The organism is Loktanella sp. SALINAS62 (genome assembly GCF_018263905.1).
Lineage (GTDB): Bacteria > Pseudomonadota > Alphaproteobacteria > Rhodobacterales > Rhodobacteraceae > Loktanella.
This window is the reverse complement of the sequence record NZ_JAAFZU010000055.1, coordinates 545,881-563,586: the sequence shown is the minus strand read 5'-3', so window position 1 is coordinate 563,586 and position 17,706 is coordinate 545,881. Positions and strand designations below refer to the sequence as shown.

Annotated in this window: 18 protein-coding genes; 8 read left to right on the top strand and 10 right to left on the bottom strand. The window is 58.4% G+C overall.

All coding sequences use genetic code 11. The annotated features are described in order from the left end of the window. Positions 1-4 precede the first annotated feature (4 nt). The 3 genes from GZH79_RS17300 to ettA form a co-directional block, all read right to left on the bottom strand. Positions 5-214, bottom strand: coding sequence for a cold-shock protein (locus tag GZH79_RS17300; RefSeq protein ID WP_056036161.1), 210 nt, complete (start codon positions 212-214; stop codon positions 5-7). A 211-nt stretch (positions 215-425) separates the two neighbouring features. Next, positions 426-632, bottom strand: a complete 207-nt coding sequence (locus GZH79_RS17295) for a cold-shock protein (RefSeq protein ID WP_211644991.1) — start codon at positions 630-632, stop codon at positions 426-428. A 236-nt stretch (positions 633-868) separates the two neighbouring features. Beyond that, entirely contained in the window at positions 869-2,524 is a 1,656-nt protein-coding gene (gene ettA, locus GZH79_RS17290) for an energy-dependent translational throttle protein EttA (protein WP_211644990.1), read from the bottom strand. A gap of 148 nt (positions 2,525-2,672) precedes the next feature. Here ettA and GZH79_RS17285 point away from each other — a divergent pair, with 148 nt between their 5' ends. The 3 genes from GZH79_RS17285 to GZH79_RS17275 all read left to right on the top strand — a co-directional run bounded on the left by GZH79_RS17285 (position 2,673) and on the right by GZH79_RS17275 (position 5,234). After that, positions 2,673-3,311: a nicotinate-nucleotide adenylyltransferase gene (locus GZH79_RS17285; protein WP_211644989.1), complete on the top strand. Its 639-nt coding sequence runs from the start codon at positions 2,673-2,675 to the stop codon at positions 3,309-3,311. A gap of 8 nt (positions 3,312-3,319) precedes the next feature. After that, on the top strand, positions 3,320-4,843 hold the full coding sequence (dacB, locus tag GZH79_RS17280; protein WP_211644988.1) for a D-alanyl-D-alanine carboxypeptidase/D-alanyl-D-alanine-endopeptidase: 1,524 nt from the start codon (positions 3,320-3,322) through the stop codon (positions 4,841-4,843). 139 nt (positions 4,844-4,982) lie between these two features. Continuing rightward, the gene (locus GZH79_RS17275; protein WP_211644987.1) at positions 4,983-5,234 is read left to right on the top strand and encodes a hypothetical protein; all 252 of its coding nucleotides are present in this window, start codon (positions 4,983-4,985) and stop codon (positions 5,232-5,234) included. A gap of 69 nt (positions 5,235-5,303) precedes the next feature. Here GZH79_RS17275 and GZH79_RS17270 read toward each other — a convergent pair whose 3' ends face one another. After that, positions 5,304-5,720 carry a tellurite resistance TerB family protein gene (locus tag GZH79_RS17270; protein WP_211644986.1) on the bottom strand — a complete coding sequence of 139 codons (417 nt, stop codon included), beginning with the start codon at positions 5,718-5,720 and terminating at the stop codon, positions 5,304-5,306. Between the two features lie 112 nt (positions 5,721-5,832). On the opposite strand from GZH79_RS17270, the gene GZH79_RS17265 reads away from it, so the two are divergent. From GZH79_RS17265 to GZH79_RS19355, 4 genes are all read left to right on the top strand, one after another. Then, positions 5,833-7,413 (top strand): lysine--tRNA ligase, encoded by a 1,581-nt coding sequence (locus tag GZH79_RS17265; protein ID WP_211644985.1) that lies wholly within the window; start codon positions 5,833-5,835, stop codon positions 7,411-7,413. Between the two features lie 63 nt (positions 7,414-7,476). Continuing rightward, the gene (locus GZH79_RS17260; RefSeq protein WP_211644984.1) at positions 7,477-7,905 is read left to right on the top strand and encodes a DUF4864 domain-containing protein; all 429 of its coding nucleotides are present in this window, start codon (positions 7,477-7,479) and stop codon (positions 7,903-7,905) included. A 104-nt stretch (positions 7,906-8,009) separates the two neighbouring features. Then, positions 8,010-9,389, top strand: a complete 1,380-nt coding sequence (locus GZH79_RS19360) for a glycosyl hydrolase family 28-related protein (RefSeq protein WP_349291228.1) — start codon at positions 8,010-8,012, stop codon at positions 9,387-9,389. After that, positions 9,382-10,248 carry a hypothetical protein gene (locus tag GZH79_RS19355; RefSeq protein WP_349291227.1) on the top strand — a complete coding sequence of 289 codons (867 nt, stop codon included), beginning with the start codon at positions 9,382-9,384 and terminating at the stop codon, positions 10,246-10,248. The genes GZH79_RS19360 and GZH79_RS19355 overlap by 8 nt, the downstream gene beginning before the upstream one ends. 6 nt (positions 10,249-10,254) lie before the next feature. Here GZH79_RS19355 and GZH79_RS17250 read toward each other — a convergent pair whose 3' ends face one another. Next, positions 10,255-10,923, bottom strand: a complete 669-nt coding sequence (locus GZH79_RS17250; protein ID WP_211644983.1) for a hypothetical protein — start codon at positions 10,921-10,923, stop codon at positions 10,255-10,257. A 293-nt stretch (positions 10,924-11,216) separates the two neighbouring features. Here GZH79_RS17250 and acs point away from each other — a divergent pair, with 293 nt between their 5' ends. Then, positions 11,217-13,172 (top strand): acetate--CoA ligase, encoded by a 1,956-nt coding sequence (gene acs, locus GZH79_RS17245; RefSeq protein ID WP_211644982.1) that lies wholly within the window; start codon positions 11,217-11,219, stop codon positions 13,170-13,172. A gap of 36 nt (positions 13,173-13,208) precedes the next feature. On the opposite strand, the gene GZH79_RS17240 is transcribed toward acs, so the two are convergent. The 5 genes from GZH79_RS17240 to GZH79_RS17220 form a co-directional block, all read right to left on the bottom strand. Then, on the bottom strand, positions 13,209-13,937 hold the full coding sequence (locus GZH79_RS17240) for a DUF1194 domain-containing protein (protein WP_211644981.1): 729 nt from the start codon (positions 13,935-13,937) through the stop codon (positions 13,209-13,211). Continuing rightward, positions 13,934-14,629, bottom strand: coding sequence for a DUF1194 domain-containing protein (locus tag GZH79_RS17235; protein WP_211644980.1), 696 nt, complete (start codon positions 14,627-14,629; stop codon positions 13,934-13,936). Before GZH79_RS17235 ends, GZH79_RS17240 begins: the two co-directional genes overlap by 4 nt. Next, a complete protein-coding gene (locus GZH79_RS17230; RefSeq protein ID WP_211644979.1) occupies positions 14,629-15,057 on the bottom strand; it encodes a VOC family protein in 429 nt (142 codons plus the stop codon). The genes GZH79_RS17235 and GZH79_RS17230 overlap by 1 nt, the downstream gene beginning before the upstream one ends. Positions 15,058-15,118: 61 nt before the next feature. Continuing rightward, entirely contained in the window at positions 15,119-16,531 is a 1,413-nt protein-coding gene (locus tag GZH79_RS17225; protein ID WP_211644978.1) for a hypothetical protein, read from the bottom strand. Further along, positions 16,528-17,538 carry a hypothetical protein gene (locus tag GZH79_RS17220; RefSeq protein ID WP_211644977.1) on the bottom strand — a complete coding sequence of 337 codons (1,011 nt, stop codon included), beginning with the start codon at positions 17,536-17,538 and terminating at the stop codon, positions 16,528-16,530. Before GZH79_RS17220 ends, GZH79_RS17225 begins: the two co-directional genes overlap by 4 nt. Positions 17,539-17,706: the final 168 nt, after the last annotated feature.

Below are 17,706 nucleotides of genomic sequence, written 5' to 3'. Positions count from 1 at the left end.
TCGGTCAGTCTGCCAAAGACAGGTTCACAGCGCTTTCACGCCCGTCTCGACCTGCTTCGATGTCAAAGCTGACTTTTTGATTGTCGGCAAGCCCGGTTAGGCCAGAGCGTTCGACCGCAGAGATGTGGACAAAAATGTCCTTTGATCCGCCGTCGGGCGCGATGAAGCCGTATCCTTTGGTGGTGTTGAACCATTTGACGGTGCCAGTGGCCATGTCGTCGTCCCTTATGTCAAATGCCGCTCGCGGACATGCAGCAGCCCGGCCCGTCAGAGCTGGTTCGAACAAGGTCGACAGATGTAACGTAGCATGCCCAAGTATGTGCGGCTGCAACGCTAAATCAACAAAATTTTTGGGGGAACCCAATTTCGGCAGGGTTGGGCCGGTAGGGATGCGCGTCAGGCGCGCATCCCACTGTTCTGAACGCTTACGCGAGCGACAGGTTCACAGCCGATTCGCGACCGTCACGGCCAGCTTCGATATCGAAGGTGACTTTCTGATCGTCGTTCAGGCCGTTCAGGCCGGAACGCTCTACAGCGGAGATGTGGACGAAAACGTCCTTGGAGCCGCCATCGGGAGCAATGAAGCCGAAGCCTTTAGTTGCGTTGAACCATTTCACTGTGCCAGTAGCCATGTGAATATTCCTTCATAGTAGTCCGCCCACAGGATTGCGACGGGGTGGCGTAGTCAGTGCATCGAGAGCGCTGTCGCCGTATGAAGGAGAACAGTGGGGTCGAGATGGTAACGTCTGCGAGTTTCGTCTAAGCGATTCCACCGCGAAAAGCAAGCGTTCTATTTCAGCGCGGTCGAAGTATCTGTCGGGCGTCAACCCCCGCCAACCGGGTTGGCGGGGGTGAAATCAGTCCCGGATTAGCGCGTGAATTTCTTGTGTTTCATGCGCTTGGGTTCCATTGCGTCGGCGCCAAGGCGGCGTTTCTTGTCTTCTTCGTAGTCTTCAAAGTTGCCCTGAAACCATTCCACGTGAGCGTCGCCCTCGAACGCCAGAATATGCGTGCAAAGACGGTCAAGGAAGAAGCGGTCGTGGCTGATAATGACTGCACAGCCAGCAAAGTTTGACAGGGCGTCTTCGAGCGCGCGCAGTGTTTCGACGTCCAGATCGTTGGTCGGTTCGTCAAGCAGCAGCACGTTCCCGCCGTCCTTGAGCAGTTTCGCCATGTGAACGCGGTTACGTTCACCGCCCGACAGCAGACCCACCTTTTTCTGCTGGTCGCCACCTTTGAAGTTGAAAGCGGAACAATAGGCGCGGCTGTTCATCTGGGCGTCACCCAGCGCGATGATTTCCGCACCGCCAGTGATTTCTTCCCAGACGGTCGCATCGGCACTCAGCGCATCGCGGGACTGGTCGACGTAGGACAGTTTGACGGTGTCACCAAAGCTCACGGTGCCTTCGTCCGGTTCCAACTGTCCGGTCAACATGGAAAACAGCGTCGATTTACCCGCACCGTTGGGGCCGATCACGCCGACGATTCCGCCGGGTGGAAGATCAAATGACAGACCTTCGACAAGCAACTTGTCGCCCATGCCTTTTTTCAGGTTCTCAACCTCTATCACCTTGGACCCCAGACGCGGGCCGTTGGGAATGATGATCTGGGCGCGGCCCATCTGTTCGCGTTCGGACTGGTTGGCCAGATCATTATAGGCGCTGATCCGGGCCTTGGATTTCGCTTGCCGCGCCTTGGCACCCTGACGCATCCATTCCAGTTCGCGTTCCAGCGTCTTTTGCTTGGATTTGTCTTCCTTGGCTTCCTTTTCCAGACGCTTGGCTTTGGCTTCCAGCCAGCTAGAATAGTTGCCTTCGTGCGGCACGCCCGACCCGCGGTCGAGTTCGAGGATCCAGCCGGTGATTGCATCAAGGAAATAGCGGTCGTGGGTCACAATCAGGATCGTGCCCTTGTAGTCGACCAGATGCTGCTGCAGCCACGCGATCGTTTCGGCGTCAAGATGGTTGGTCGGTTCGTCAAGCAGCAGCATGTCAGGCGCTTCCAACAGCAGCTTGCACAATGCGACACGGCGCTTTTCACCGCCCGACAGGGTGGTCACATCTGCATCGTCCGGCGGGCAACGCAATGCTTCCATACTGACGTCGATCTGGGCGTCCAGATCCCATAGGTTCTGGGCGTCGATCTCATCCTGCAGCTTCGCCATTTCGTCGGCGGTTTCTTCGGAATAATTCATGGCAAGTTCATTATACTTGTCCAGAACGGCCTTTTTTTCCGCGACGCCAAGCATGACGTTTTCGCGCACCGTCAGGGATGCGTCCAGTTCGGGTTCCTGCGGAAGATAGCCAACCTTTGCGCCCTCGGCGGCCCAGGCTTCGCCTTGGAAATCCTTGTCCTGCCCGGCCATGATCCGCATCAAGGTCGATTTACCGGTGCCGTTCACGCCGACGACACCGATCTTGACCCCGGGAAGAAAGTTCAGACGGATGTTTTCGAAAACCTTTTTCCCGCCGGGATAGGTCTTGGACACGCCGTCCATGAAGTAGACGAACTGATAGCTGGCCATGGGTGCACCGTGTTTGGGACTGTAAAATTCGCACCCTCTTACCTGTGGTCGCGGGTTGGGGCAATCCGGCACTGGATGCAGTTTGGCTTGTCACAGCGGGCGGGATTGGATTTACCGACGAAACGGACAGTCAGACTGGAACAACAATATGCAAGGATGGCCCATCGCGCGGGCAGGACAGCGGATCGGATTGCTTGGGGGGTCCTTTGATCCTGCACATGCGGGACACGTGCATCTGACGCAGCAGGCCTTGGTCCGTTTCGGATTGGACCGCGTCTGGTGGCTAGTCAGTCCCGGTAATCCGTTGAAGCGGCATGGACCTGCGCCACTGGCCGACAGGATCGCGGCGGCCCGCTTTGAAATGCAGCATCCGCGCGTTGTGGTGACCGGATTAGAGGCCGAGCTGCAGACGCGGTTCACCGCCGCGACGTTGCGGAAATTGCTTGCCCGTTATCCGGGCGTCAGATTCACGTGGCTGATGGGGGCCGATAATTTGACCCAGTTCGATCAATGGCAGGATTGGCGCTGGATCATGAACCACGTCCCAGTTGGTGTTTTGGCGCGCCCGAATGACCATCTGTCCGCGCGCCTGAGCATGGCCGCGCGGGTCTATCGCGCCGCGCGACTGCCCGACCATCAATCGCATGGGTTGGCTGCGGCACAGGCGCCGGCGTGGTGCTTTGTGAACATGCCAATGAAAAAGGAATCGTCCTCTGCAATCCGTGCTGCGGCTTCTGGCGATGATGTGACCGCAGGCAGCTTGCCCGTGACCAACAAAGGCAGGTAACAAAAGCGATGACATCTTCAGGACATATGACACGGCGCGGTTTGCTGGGCGCTTTGCTGGCAGGGGGTGCTACGGCTGCACTGGCGGCGCCGACAGAAACGCTGCGCCCCGTGCTGCGGCCAGTCACGCAACGCAGCGCGGACGCCCTGTTGTCAGCGCGGCCAGTCTTGCGCAGCACGGCAGTCGATCTGATCCGCGAGGCAGGGCTGGCAGGGCAAACAGGGTTCATCATCGCGGATGCCGCAACCGGTGAAATTCTGGAAGCGGTAGAGCCGGATGTGCAGCGCCCGCCCGCCAGTGTCACCAAAGCTGTGACAGCACTTTATGCGCGTGAAACGATGGGCGCGGATTACCAGTTTATCACCCGTGTGTTGGCGACCGGCCCGATCGTTGACGGCGTGCTGCGGGGCGATTTGATCTTGGCTGGCGGGGGCGATCCCGGTCTGGCGACCGATGATCTGGCCGTGCTTGCGGCTGCCGTCGCTGCGGCCGGTGTGACAGAAGTGCAGGGCGCGTTTCACGTCTGGGGCGGCGCGCTGCCCGGCGTCAAGGAAATCGAGCCGGGACAGTTGGATCAACTAAGCTACAACCCGTCGCTGGGTGGTCTGAACCTCAATTTTAACCGCGTGTATTTTGAATGGCAGCGGGGAAGCGATGGTTACGATGTGACGTTGGATGCCCGTAGCGCAACGCTGCGGCCGGCCGTCACCGTTGCGCGTATGGATGTCGTGGATACCAGCGGTCCGGTCTATACCTACACCGAAGGTCCGGGCGTCGATAATTGGACAGTGGCACGCCGCGCGTTGGGAAATGCTGGATCGCGCTGGCTGCCGGTGCGTTTCCCTGCACTTTATGCGGCAGAGGTGTTCCGGACCTTGGCCCAAGACGCCGGAATTGCCCTGCCTGCCGGGAAAACGATCCAAGAGCTGCCGGACGGCACCGAAATCGCTCGCCACGTCAGCGCGGCACTGGACCCGATCATCCGCGATATGTTGCGCTATTCCACCAACCTGACCGCAGAGGCGTTGGGCATGACCGCGACGGCCACGCGGGTCGGTGGGGCGCAAGAGCTACGCACCTCTGCGTCGCTTATGGCGGACTGGACAACCGACCGTGCCGGTGTGTCGCCGACATTTGTCGATCATTCCGGATTAAGCGACGCGAACAGTATTTCGGCACGTGACATGATGACGTTGCTGACGGCGCCGGGCGTGTCGGATCAGTTGAAACCGTTGCTGCGATCGGTGGTGATGGTGGATGATGCCAGGCGGGCCATCCCTGATATGCCCGGTTCCGTCAGTGCCAAGACCGGCACGTTGAATTTCGTGTCGGCGCTGGCTGGCTATGCCACCACCGGCAACGGCAGAAGGCTGGCCTTTGCCATCTTTTCGCATGATCCCGACGCCCGTGCGGCGTCTCGCGGGTCGCTGGATGAACGGCCTGCCGGTGCCTCTGGATTCAACGGCAAGGCCAAGCGGTTACAACAAAAGCTGTTGCAGCATTGGCTAATCCTCGGCGACATCACCGGATAAAGATTGATCCCGTGTCCGGATCACAGCCGTCCGTCTGATCAAATATATTTTACCTTTGTTGGAACCAAGCGCCCATCTTGTCGGTTAAAACGCAAAAGCCGTGACAAAATGTTGCCGCTGCAAAACTAAGGAATACCGAATGAAAGCCGTTATTGGGATTATTGGCGCGATTGTATTGATCGTGATCATCTATCTTCTGTTTTTCATGGTCGACGTCGAGCAGACCCAAGAAGGCCAGATGCCGGATGTCGACGTTAGTGTCGAAGGCGGCCAGATGCCGGAAGCCGACGTTCAAACTGGTGATGTCGAACTCGACAGCACGACGGTAGAAGTCCCGACGCTGGACGTGCAGTCGCCCGAGGAAGAAGAAGCCGAAACGACTGGCAACTAATCCCGCGACGATCCCAAAAGTTAAAGGCCCGGTCTGTTTGACTGGGCCTTTTTCGTTTTTATGAATGTCTTACAGCGTCAGATGCCGGGCGCGCGCGCCGCGTTCGATCGCTGCCGCATGCAGGCGGTCGATGTTCAGCTCGTACCTGATTTCTTCCAGCATGCGCGTTTCCGTTTCCCGGATCAGTCCATCCGCTGCTGCGACGTCGCACGACAAGGCATAGGCCGTTTCGAAAAGCCGTTCTGGTAAAACGTCACGGATCAGGCCGAACAATGCTTCCAGTCCATCGTCCTGATCCAGCAGATCAAAAACGGTTTGGGTCACACGGGGCAGACGTTCCGCGTCGTAGGTTGAAAAAATCGGCAGATTGTTAATGGCACTGTTAATCTTGATCAGTTCTGCCGTACGGATGTTCGCGTCTGACGCTGACACGGCAATCATCAGTGCAGCAAGCGCATCCTGCGCGGTCATGATATCGGCAGACATGGTACATCCTTTTTCAAAGCCTTGGTTCTGCATTTATTGACGGCAATGCCCCCACTCAATAGGGAGACGCTTGCATCACTGCAATCCGCCGTGACCACAAGAGAGACAAGATATGAGCACCCTACGCGACGCTGCAATGACATCGAAGGCCTGGCCGTTCGAGGAGGCGCGCCGCGTGCTCAAACGTTACGAAAAGAAAGACCCCGAAAAGGGGTATGTGCTTTTTGAAACGGGTTATGGCCCATCGGGTCTGCCGCATATCGGCACATTTGGCGAAGTCGGGCGCACGACGATGGTGCGCCGCGCGTTCGAAGTGATCAGCGATATCCCCACAAAGCTGTTGTGTTTTTCAGACGATATGGACGGGATGCGAAAAATCCCCGGCAACGTGCCGGACCCCGCCGCACTGCAACCCTATATGCAGCGGCCACTGACGTCTGTGCCCGATCCATTCGGGACGCACGGCAGTTTCGGTGCGCATATGAATGCGCGGTTGAACAATTTTCTGGATACCTTCGGGTTCGACTACGAATTTGCAAGTTCCACCGAATATTACCGCAGTGGCAAGATGGATGACATCCTGCTGCGCAGCGCCGCACGCTATGACGATATCATGGCGATCATGCTGAAATCGCTGCGCGACGAACGGCGTGAAACCTATTCCATCTTTCTGCCGATCAGCCCGACGACAGGGCGTGTGCTGTACGTCCCGATGAAGCAGGTGACTGCGGACGGAATGATTACATTCGCCGATGAAGACGGCACCGACGTGACGCTGCCTGTGACGGGCGGCAACGTCAAACTGCAGTGGAAACCTGATTTCGGTGCGCGCTGGGCGGCGCTGGATGTGGATTTCGAAATGTATGGCAAGGACCACGCGGCCAACACGCCGATCTATGACGGGATCTGCAAGGTGTTGGGCGGGCGTCCGCCGGAACATTTCACCTATGAACTGTTTCTTGACGATCAGGGCCACAAGATTTCCAAGACCAGCGGCAATGGGCTGACGATTGACGAATGGCTGACCTATGCGGCGACCGAAACACTAAGCTATTTCATGTACCTGAAGCCCAAGACGGCCAAGCGGATGCATTTCGATGTCATCCCCAAGGCGGTTGACGAATACCATCAGCAACTGCGCGCCTATGCAGATCAGGACGACGCGGCGCAGTTGAACAACCCGGTGTTCCATATCCACGGCCATAACGTACCCGCGTCCGATATGGTTGTGCCGTTTTCCATGTTGCTGAACCTTGCAAGCGTGTCGGGTGCCGAAGACAAGGACACGCTGTGGGGCTTTATCCAGCGCTACGCACCAGAAGCGGGGCCGGTCACGCATCCGCAACTGGATCAGGCTGCGGGTTTCGCGGTACAGTATTACAATGACTTTGTGCGACCCAAAAAGGTTTATCGCGCCCCCGACGACCGCGAAACCGCGGCGTTACAGGATCTGGCAGAGCGGCTGCGTGGCTGGACCGGTGGTCTGGATGCCGAAGGTCTGCAATCAGAGGTGTTCGCCGTCGGCAAGGCGCATGACTTCGACCCGCTGCGCGACTGGTTCACCGCACTTTACGAGGTGTTGCTGGGTGCAAGCCAAGGGCCGCGCTTTGGCGGGTTTATCGCGCTATACGGTGTGGATGAAACGATAGCGTTGATCGAAACGGCGCTGCGCGGCGAATTGCAGCAGGGGTAACGCCCGAAACTGTTTGGACGTTTATCGCGTGTTTGCTTTTATAAAAGCCACGGGAGAGATGTGATGCGTTTTGTTTTGACGACAGCCATACTGATCGGGCTGGCCGGGCCCGCTGCGTTTGCGCAGACCTTACCGGATGCCCCGCAAGTCAGCGAAGCAGGCATTGAAAGCGTCATTTCTGAACAACTGGACGCCTTTAACGGGCGCGATTTGGACAGCGCTTTTTCCCATGCCAGCCCGATGATCAAGGGGCTGTTCGGCACGCCCGGTAATTTCGGTGCGATGGTCAGACAGGGCTATCCGATGGTTTGGGATAATTCAGCCGCGCGGTTCGTGGCGACACGGCAGGCACAGGGACGTGTGTTCCAACAGGTGATGATACAGGACGCGACTGGAACACTGCACATGCTGGAATACGCGATGCTGCAAACGGACGCCGGATGGAAGATCGACGGCGTGTCGCTGCTGCCGATGCCGGACGTCGGGGTCTAGGCGTTGCCTCTGCACCGACCGGCCCCGACAGGTTCGATTTACCGACCATAACCTAAGCCTCTGCGCGACGACCGGGTCGATCCGGGTAGCGCAAAGGATAGGGTATGAACAAGGCAATTACCGACGGAATCGTTTTTCAGCCACTGCCGTTTGCGGCCGGGCTTTCGGTTTGGTCCAGTGGGGACGGCACGCCCGGTAGCGATACCTACGCGACCAGTGGCACTGGTGTATTCGTTCCGTCAGATCAGGATTTCGGCGGTGCCTTGGAGGTTCAGAAAACCGAAACCGTCCAACGACTGCGTTACATGGCGGAAACGCCGCTGCTGCCCGGCACCTATTTGCGCATCACGGCGCGGGTAAAGGCCATTGCCGGGCCGTTGCCTGCGGTGCGCATCGCGGGTTTTGCAGGTCGGGCAGGGGGTGGTGCTGCGTCCGTCCCCACGACAACCGGACCGCAGGTGCAACTGACCAGTTACGGCACGGTGGTCGAGGTGGCCGCGATTGTCGGCACCGGTGACCGAACGGGCGTGGATCTGGTGTGGCAGGACGCAATCTACGGCCATTTCGGGCTGGACCTAGTGGGTGAATCCGGTGGTCTGGTGCGGATCGACGATATCGAAATCGAGGATTACACCGTCGCGTTTCTGCGCGATCTGATTTCCATGGTCGATGTGCGTGATTATGGGGCGATGGGCGATGGGGTGACCGACGACTCTGTCGCATTCGAGGCGGCTGACACGGCGGCGCGTGGACGCGAAATTCTGGTGCCGCGCGGCGTGTACCATCTGGCGGATGACGTCAGCATCCAAAGCAAGATCCGGTTCGAAGGCACGGTGACCCAACCTGCACAAAAGCGCCTGATCCTGCAAAACGGTTATAACCTGCGCAAATATGTCGAGGCATTCGGTGACGAAGAACTGGCGTTCAAAAAAGCATATCAGGCGCTGCTGAACTTTTCTGATCACGAGTCGCTGGATATGGGCGGCATCCGTGTAACGCTGACCGAACCGTTGGACATGCAGGCCTGCGATCCGACCCGTACCGTTTATGCCACCCGCCGGGTTGTGCGGAACGGTCAGTTTCAGCCAGCGAACACGACCGCATGGGATACGCACGTCGTGACATCACCCGCGAGCTATGCGCTGAGCAGTGAAAAACGCCTGTCCAATGTCACAAACATCGCAAACATCCCTGTCGGATCACTGGTGACCGGGTCCGGCGTCGGGCGCGAGGTCTATGTCACCTCTGTTAACGTCGGGGCCCGTACACTGGAACTCAGCCAGCCGTTGTACGACGCAGTCGGCACGCAGACGTTTACGTTCAGACGCTTCAAATATCTTGTGGATTTCTCGGGATACGACGATCTGGCGCAGTTCGTGCTGGATGACATCGAATTTCAGTGCGCCGGGCTTGCCAGCGGAGACGCGGCCCAAGGATCGCGGCATTACATCGCCCGGGCGCGGCTGTCAGGGCATGATGATTGACCGTTGTCAATTCAATTCCAGCGAACAGGCGCTACGCGTACAGGATCGGACAACAATTGCGTTCAACACCAACGCCGAAGACGTCAAGATCAGGGACAATCGCTGCGCCTTGTTCAAACATTTTGCCGTCATCGGTGGTGGTGGGTCGACCATCACGGCGAACCACTGGTTCAATGGCGACAGCGAAACCGGTGGCGTGCGTGTTGCCGGTCTGATCTTTGCCACACCGAATTGCAGGTCCGTCGTCACGGGTAACTATATCGACAACGGCTGGATCGAGTGGACGAACGAATATGAATCGACACCGGAATTCGCCAACCAGTTTTCGTTTGGTGGGCTGACGATCACCGGAAACCATTTCATTTCCATCAATGTCACGTCGGGCTTCAATTTCATCAGGGTCAAACCCTATGGACCGGGTCATTTCGTGCAGGGCTTTGCTGTCGTCGGAAACGTGTTTCGGGCCGTCAACGGCAAGATCGACCGGATCGAAGGTGTCGACACCACCCATGCGGGGTTGGATTTGACGCGGATGCGGCAGGTGTCTTTCGACAGCAACGCCTATAACGGGGTCGACGAACCGGTCTATAATCCGGCGTCATTGATCCATACCCAGAATACGGCGTCGTCCAGTTGGGTCGCCCGGACGGACCCGTATTTGCCGTTCAAGGGGCATGCACGGACCGTCGATGGCTTTGCTTTGGTGCAGGCGTTGCGGACAGGGTCCGGTGCGACGGTAAGCGACGTGCCATGGATCGAAACAAGCTTTAACGCCGATAATCGGGATATTCGCCTGTCATTTGGTCAAAGCGTCCGGGGCGCCGTGCGGTTCACGGTGCGGATGGATAATCCCGTCTGATCGGTTTCAGTAAGTGATCCATGTTTCAAGTTTCAGGGCACTGCCCTTGTCACCGGTCAATCCCCTGACGGCACCAAAGTTGATTTTGAAACGGTCGTTCGCCGTGTAGATCATGGTCGGGCTGACCTTTGCATAGTGGTCGTCCGAAAACCCCATGCCGGTTTGCACCTGAAACGTCGTGGTCCAGCGTGGGGACCACGACTGCCCCCATGTAAAATCGGCTTTTGGACGCCACTTTGAATCGATGGCACCGTAGGTCACAGTGCCATCGAACGCGAGCCAGCCCGACGGAAGCGATTGCCCCAGTGAAAAACCGGGGCGGATCAGCAGTTCTTCGGTTGTGTCGCTGTTGCGACGAAATCCGACGCCCAATGCCGCCGCTGTTTTCAGCGCATTTTCTGGATCCCCCAGTGGAATCCGGGCAAAGGTGAATCCCGACAAAATGTCGCCCTTGTTCGCAGAGTGAAAGTCGAACCCAAGGGTAAGTTCGGGCCGCAAACCGTATTCCACATAAAGCGTCGGATCATAGTGCACTGGCAATTCTGCACCCTCTGACAGCAAAAAGTTACCGCCAATGGCGATGAATGTCTGGTCCTGCTGTCGTGCCCATGGACCGGCCGCAACCGCATTGCAGATGCACAGCAACCACGACACCACCAGACATCGAAATTTCATAAGCGACCTCCAACAACGTCAGGATTCGCGCCTGATGGTAAAGATTGCATTAATGTGAGTGATTGGGTTGCCGACAGCAGCGCCAAGCACGTCAATTGCGTCTGCAGGTGCAATCGACCGTTGGTAGTAAATAAATTTACCCACGATGCCCGTCATGGTCCTACTTGTTTACACGACCAAGGACGGTCTGGTGTCATCCGCTTGGATTTCCTACGGTCTTGCCCATGATGACGCAGAATGTGACCCGGCTAACGTCGGTGACGCTCATAGGCAAAACGGGGGGGAGACCTGACATGGCCGAAACCGAAAAGACATATGCGCCCAGCGCTGAAATGGCCGCGCACGCGCATGCTGACAAGGCAAGCTACGATAAAATGTACGCTGACTCTGTCGCTGATCCAGACGCGTTCTGGGGTGAGCATGGTAAGCGTCTGGAATGGATGACCCCCTATACCAAGGTCAAGAACACCAGTTTCGCACCCGGCAACATTGATATCCGCTGGTACGAAGACGGCACGCTGAACGTTGCGGCCAACTGCATTGATCGGCATCTGGCGACGCGTGGGACACAAACCGCGATCATTTGGGAACCTGATGATCCGAATGCCGATGCACAGCATATCACGTATCAGCAGCTGCACGCCCATGTGTCTAAATTCGCCAATGTTCTGAAAGAAATGGGCGTGGGCAAAGGCGACCGCGTTGTGATCTATTTGCCGATGATCCCGCAGGCTGCCTATGCAATGCTGGCCTGCGCGCGGATCGGGGCGATCCATTCGGTTGTTTTCGCAGGATTTTCGGCCGATGCGCTGGCCGCGCGCGTCAACGGGTCCGAAGCCAAGGTGCTGATTACGGCGGACGAGGCGCCGCGCGGCGGGCGCAATACCCCGCTAAAAGTGAATGCAGACAAGGCGTTTGAAAAAATCACTGTCGATACAAAAGCGCTGGTCGTCAAACGGACCGGGGGCGACATCGCCATGGTCGATGGCCGCGACGTCTGGCTGCACGAGATGGAGGCAAACGTTTCCGACGATTGCCCGCCCACCGAAGTCAACGCCGAAGACCCGCTGTTCATCCTGTATACATCCGGCTCGACCGGGCAGCCAAAGGGCGTTGTCCACACAACGGGTGGCTATCTTGTCTATGCGTCGATGACGCATCAATACACGTTCGATTATCACGACGGCGATGTGTTCTGGTGCACTGCCGATGTGGGGTGGGTCACGGGGCACAGCTATATCGTCTACGGGCCGCTGGCCAACGGTGCCACCACCGTGATGTTCGAAGGCGTGCCGACCTATCCGGATGCAGGCCGGTTCTGGCAGGTGTGCGAAGAACACAAGGTCAACCAGTTCTATACCGCACCAACAGCCATCCGGGCGTTGATGGGCAAAGGCAACGCCTTTGTCGAAAAATACGATCTGAGCGCGCTCAAGGTGCTGGGCACCGTGGGTGAACCGATCAACCCCGAAGCGTGGAATTGGTACAACGACGTCGTCGGCAAGGGGAATGTCCCGATCGTCGATACATGGTGGCAGACGGAAACTGGCGGCCACCTGCTGACGCCGCTACCCGGTGCGACAGCGACGAAACCGGGGTCTGCGACCCTGCCGTTTTTCGGCATCAAACCTGTCGTGCTGGAACCGGAAACGGGCAAAGAGGTCACCCAGACCGAAGCCGAAGGCGTGTTGTGCATCGCTGACAGTTGGCCCAGCCAGATGCGTACGATTTGGGGCGATCACGAACGGTTCGAAATGACCTACTTCAGTCAGTACAAGAACATGTTCTTTTCGGGCGATGGGTGCCGCCGCGATGCCGACGGCTATTACTGGATCACAGGCCGCGTCGACGACGTGATCAACGTATCCGGTCACCGCATGGGCACGGCAGAAGTCGAAAGCGCGTTGGTCGCGCATGAGGCCGTAAACGAAGCGGCGGTGGTGGGTTACCCGCACGACATCAAGGGGCAGGGGATCTATGCCTATGTGTCGCTGATGGCCGGGCAAGAACCGACAGAGCAACTGCGCAAGGACCTGTCCGACTGGGTGCGGCACGAAATCGGCCCGATTGCAAAGCCCGATCTGATCCAGTTCGCCCCCGGTCTGCCAAAGACGCGGTCGGGTAAGATCATGCGCCGCATCCTGCGCAAGATCGCAGAGAATGATTTCGGCGCGCTGGGCGATACCTCTACCCTGGCCGAACCCGAAGTTGTCGACGATCTGATCGCGAACCGGATGAACAAAAACTGACGGGTCGCCCCGCCCGCATCTGCCGGGCGGGGCTTTTCACGACGGTGATTGCGTTGACGTGGCTGGTGTCGCGCTTAGCCCAACTGCACGTAGTTCGCGCAGCAATTTGCGTTCCATCGCGTCGGCGTAATCCGCAAACCCCAGCGCCGTTTCGACAAAGGCGCCCGGCCCCCGGATCACATAGGTTTTGAAATAGGCCGAAAGCTCTTTGATATCAGCGGCGCTTTCGTCATGGCCCATTGTGGTGTCTGCGCCGATGGTCAGGCCGTTCACCGTGACATCCGCAGGGCTTTGGTCGATACCGATATCCTGCGGGCGTGGGTCGGTATTGGACGGCCCATCGCCGGAAATATCCAGCGTCCGCGTCCAGCAATCGGTTTGTTTATCCAGCAGTTCAAACCCTGTCAGCATCGCGGACCCCAACGCTGTCGTGGGTGATAGGGCCCCGCGCGGCGCGTACCGGATGCGCTGTTGCAGGGCGGCCAATACAAGGGCGTCCGTGATGGCGGTCCACGGTACCAGAACCGCCTGATCGTTCTGCCCGCTCCATTCAAAAACGGTGATCCGGACGGGCGCGCCGCTGTCCAGTAACACGCGCTGCACAGCGTCGCGGCCCAATGCGTCTGCCAGACCGTCGCGCTGCAACCTGTATTCGGTGTCATCGACAGATCCGCTGACATCCAGACCCATCGCTAGCGCCTGACGGCAGGCGGCATCCGCCGGAAGGCCCAGCATCACCACCAGTACGGTGGCCAGCCACCTCATCCCGACGCGCCCGACGGCACCCCGCCCAACATCTGCACGCCCAGTTCACGCACCAGTTTGCGGCGCATCGCGGCTTCGTAATCGGCAAAGCTGTTGGCAATTTCGACAAAGGCACCGGGACCGCGGATCACCTCTTCGGTGTAGAACGGGATCAGATTGACCTCGCCTTCGTAATCGGCGGCGTTCACGATCAACCCGTTTACCGTCACATTCCGAAACGGAAAGGCGGCATAGGCTTCTGCCGGACCGAAACCTTCATTGTTGATGCCGTCACCGGCGACGTCGATCGTCTTGAACAGGCAATCCGGGCCGCGTTGCAACACCACCGCCGCATGTCCTAGCGCATAGCCAAGGGCGGTCGGGTAATCGTCATAACTGCGTGTGCTGGTGGATACGGCGTCTGCGACCATCCGCAGATCGTCGGGCGCTTCGATCAGACGCCAGTCGGACAGCGTGACCTGATTGTACCGGCCTGACCATTCGAAGACATGCAATGCCACGGGATCAGGCGACGCGAAAAAAGCGGATTGCACATCGGGGGCGAGCAGCGCTGCCGCAAGCCCCTGACGCTGCAATGCATCCTCTGCCGCATCGACCGACGACGACACATCGATGGCCAAGACCAGCGCAAGCCGACAGGCATCTGCGGGGGCCGCCGCAAGGGTCAGCCCTGCGATCAACCCCCATTGCATTACCAGTGCCCTGTGTTTTCCATGCTTTTCCACGGCTCTGCCGGGGCCAGCGCGTCGCCGTCCTGCAACAGCTCAATCGAGATGTTGTCGGGCGACCGCACGAACGCCATGTTGCCGTCACGTGGCGGACGGTTGATCGTCACGCCGTTGTCCATCAGGTGCTGACACATCTCATAGATGTTGGGCACGCTATAGGCGAGATGGCCGAAATGGCGGCTGTCATCGGGCAGGGCATCGTCGCCATCCCAGTTGTAGGTCAGTTCGACAGGGCAATCTTCGTCCCCTTCGGCCGCCATGAAGATCAGCGAAAACCGACCGCCTTCGTCATCGCGGCGGCGGATTTCGCGCAGGCCCAGCAGGTTGAAAAAGGTCATCGTCTTTTCCAGGTCTTTTACCCGGACCATCGTGTGCAGATACTTAACAGGCATTGTTCTTCCTTTGTGTCATGTCTGCCGGTAAACCTAGTGCTCAGGCGGAACCCGCCAACCGTCAGAACGCAGACCGCAGATCAAATCCAAGGCTGATATATTCCCGGTCAAACAGCGCGTTGTCTGAACTGGTGCGGCTGATTTCCAGCGTGCCGACAGGCTGGAAGCCATAGTATTCCACTTGGCTGAATTGCGCGCTGACCCTGGCATCCACAGTCAGATCGTCGCGTGGCCCCGCGTTCAGGCGCGAAAAGTCGTAGCCACGGTTTTCGACCGACACACCAAATGCCAAGCGGACCCCGAACACCGGTTCGGTCAGGTCGTAATCCAACCCCAGCCGCAGTGCCGTAAAATCGCGTTCCACGTTGTCGGACTGGCTGACGCGGTTGTTGACCGACACCGCCACCAGATCCCCCCAATTCAGGACATAGCTGTAGGTCGCACCGACACGAAAGCTTGTCACATCGTCAAAACTGTCGTCCGCAAATTGCTTTTGCGCCCCTGCGGTCAGGCGCAGGCGTGACCGTTGGCTGGTCGCCAGCGATTGCCCGGCACTGACATCGATCAGATGTTGATAAGGATCGCCGCCATACCAACTGGTTCCGATGCGCGCGGCCAGCGTGGTCGGCAACAGATCAGGCGTCAGTTGAACCCGGTGCGTCAGGCCAAAGGACAGCTGCGTGAACCCGTAATCGCTGCCTTCGATGTCGCGCAGGGCGGCGGCGCTGTCGATGTCGCCGGACGCGTCTTCCGCGCGTGCTTCTGCTTCCAGATCGTCGCGCGCGTCCCGGCTTAGCGTATAGGTCGTCGCATCGATGCTGATATCGGCAAAGGTGGCAGATGTTGCGTTTTCGCGGAACCGCCAGCGGCCCGTTGCGCCTAGATTATAGGCCAGCCCAGACAGCGCTTGTGCGTCGCGTGACAAGGTCAGGGCAAACGGCAGGCCCAACAGGAACGCTTCTTCCGATTGCGATCCGTTGTTGATGTTGGACGACGGGCGAAGGCCGAATGTCAGGTCAAGCGATAGCGGGTTGCGGTCGCGGACAAAGGCATAGTCTTCGGCGACCCCGGCGGCGGTTTCGGCATCTGGGGCGTATTGACGGGCGCGGCGCAGCCAAAGCTGTGCGCGGCTGTCATTGCGTTGTTCGACATGCGCGCGCGCGACCAGCCGGGCTGCAACATAGGATTCAACGCTGTCCTGCGACGCACGATATGCGCGTGCCCCCAGCGTGACAGCATCGTCCTGTCGGTTCTGCGCCAACGCAATGCGGGCTGCGGTAATCAGCGCCGTCACATCGCGCGCATCGCGTGCCAGCAGTGCATCCAGCACAGTTTGCGACGCGGCAAGATCACCGGCATTCGCCAGATCAATGGCCAGCGCACGGGTCTGATCGACGCTCAGTTGCGCGTCATGTGCCTGTGCCGCCAAGGGCAAAAGAAGCAGGGCCGCCGCGAAGGCACAAAAACGTATCATCGGTAAAGTATCGCGCCACCGGTTTCCTTGACCGTGATGTCTCCATCGAAACGGGGATCTTCGGAATCCAGCACGACGATCCCGACGATCTGGCCGCCATCTCCTTTGGTCGTGTCGCCCGCGACGATCCCGGTAAATTTGCCAGTTTCGTATTGAACCAGCTTGCCGTCTTCGTCACGGATGAAATTGTTCAGGCTGACTTCGATTTCCCCGGCAGAGCTCAGCGACTTTGTCCCTTCTCTGATGATGATATTCACGTTTGGCGTCTGCAGATCGCCATCATCGAACCCTGTCACGATCCGAACCCCGTCTTCGTCAAAAATGCGACGATCGGTGATCCGGCCTTTGACAGCATCATTGGCGTTGAAATCCTCGAAATCGATATCAATCGTCATATCACCGGTGACATATTCAATCGTGCTGCGCGACGGTGCAAACACACGGACCCCCGCATAATCGCCCGAAAACGTCGCTTGCCCTGCGCTTGGCAGCACGGTGCCGCCGTTGCGTTCATAAACGAAACCACCGAATCCATAACCGGCGTAACCGCCGGTTCTGACGATCGCGAAACTGGTCTGCGGTTCGTCCCCGACCTTTGTCTTGCTGACCCCGTAAAGCGCGATATAGGGCACGATCTGCCCGACGGCGTCACCGGTCAGGAAATCCTCGACCTCTACGTCGGCCTCGTAGATCCGCGTGCTGCCCAATGAGGCAAGCGGCGCCGCTTTGCGACTGTAAACATTTTCACCATCGAACCCAAGGTTATCAACGCTGAACGTATCGTTTTTCGCGTTATAGGAAACGTCAGTGACCAGACCGCCGCCGTCGTCGTTTGGTGCTTCGAAGCGAAAGATGTCCGATGATGCTGTGACGTTTTCCGTGCCGGGTGGCAGGTCCAGATCCGCGTCGTCTGCGCCTTTTGGTGCAGGCGTGTCGATCAAGGGTTGTCCGTCACCACAAGCAGCAAGGAACGTCAGTGCGGACACCACGGTCAAAATTCGGATCATCGTTGCGCCACCTGCTCTGGTCGTATTATTGCTGCATTGTCCAAGTCGCATTTGTCTGAGTCAATGCGCCCGGTGTTTTCAACGCCAACAAGTGCACCGCCGTGCGTCTTTTGTCACGAGCGCTTTGCGCTTGCCCCGACCTTGATCTAGCGTAGCGCGGAATCATCC

Bases quoted from the DNA above. Each gene is read 5' to 3' on its own strand.
- GZH79_RS17300 (WP_056036161.1), bottom strand. From the start codon at position 214: ATGGCCACTGGCACCGTCAAATGGTTCAACACCACCAAAGGATACGGC.
- GZH79_RS17295 (WP_211644991.1), bottom strand. From the start codon at position 632: ATGGCTACTGGCACAGTGAAATGGTTCAACGCAACTAAAGGCTTCGGC.
- ettA (WP_211644990.1), bottom strand. From the start codon at position 2,524: ATGGCCAGCTATCAGTTCGTCTACTTCATGGACGGCGTGTCCAAGACC.
- GZH79_RS17285 (WP_211644989.1), top strand. From the start codon at position 2,673: ATGCAAGGATGGCCCATCGCGCGGGCAGGACAGCGGATCGGATTGCTT.
- dacB (WP_211644988.1), top strand. From the start codon at position 3,320: ATGACATCTTCAGGACATATGACACGGCGCGGTTTGCTGGGCGCTTTG.
- GZH79_RS17275 (WP_211644987.1), top strand. From the start codon at position 4,983: ATGAAAGCCGTTATTGGGATTATTGGCGCGATTGTATTGATCGTGATC.
- GZH79_RS17270 (WP_211644986.1), bottom strand. From the start codon at position 5,720: ATGTCTGCCGATATCATGACCGCGCAGGATGCGCTTGCTGCACTGATG.
- GZH79_RS17265 (WP_211644985.1), top strand. From the start codon at position 5,833: ATGAGCACCCTACGCGACGCTGCAATGACATCGAAGGCCTGGCCGTTC.
- GZH79_RS17260 (WP_211644984.1), top strand. From the start codon at position 7,477: ATGCGTTTTGTTTTGACGACAGCCATACTGATCGGGCTGGCCGGGCCC.
- GZH79_RS19360 (WP_349291228.1), top strand. From the start codon at position 8,010: ATGAACAAGGCAATTACCGACGGAATCGTTTTTCAGCCACTGCCGTTT.
- GZH79_RS19355 (WP_349291227.1), top strand. From the start codon at position 9,382: ATGATTGACCGTTGTCAATTCAATTCCAGCGAACAGGCGCTACGCGTA.
- GZH79_RS17250 (WP_211644983.1), bottom strand. From the start codon at position 10,923: ATGAAATTTCGATGTCTGGTGGTGTCGTGGTTGCTGTGCATCTGCAAT.
- acs (WP_211644982.1), top strand. From the start codon at position 11,217: ATGGCCGAAACCGAAAAGACATATGCGCCCAGCGCTGAAATGGCCGCG.
- GZH79_RS17240 (WP_211644981.1), bottom strand. From the start codon at position 13,937: ATGAGGTGGCTGGCCACCGTACTGGTGGTGATGCTGGGCCTTCCGGCG.
- GZH79_RS17235 (WP_211644980.1), bottom strand. From the start codon at position 14,629: ATGCAATGGGGGTTGATCGCAGGGCTGACCCTTGCGGCGGCCCCCGCA.
- GZH79_RS17230 (WP_211644979.1), bottom strand. From the start codon at position 15,057: ATGCCTGTTAAGTATCTGCACACGATGGTCCGGGTAAAAGACCTGGAA.
- GZH79_RS17225 (WP_211644978.1), bottom strand. From the start codon at position 16,531: ATGATACGTTTTTGTGCCTTCGCGGCGGCCCTGCTTCTTTTGCCCTTG.
- GZH79_RS17220 (WP_211644977.1), bottom strand. From the start codon at position 17,538: ATGATCCGAATTTTGACCGTGGTGTCCGCACTGACGTTCCTTGCTGCT.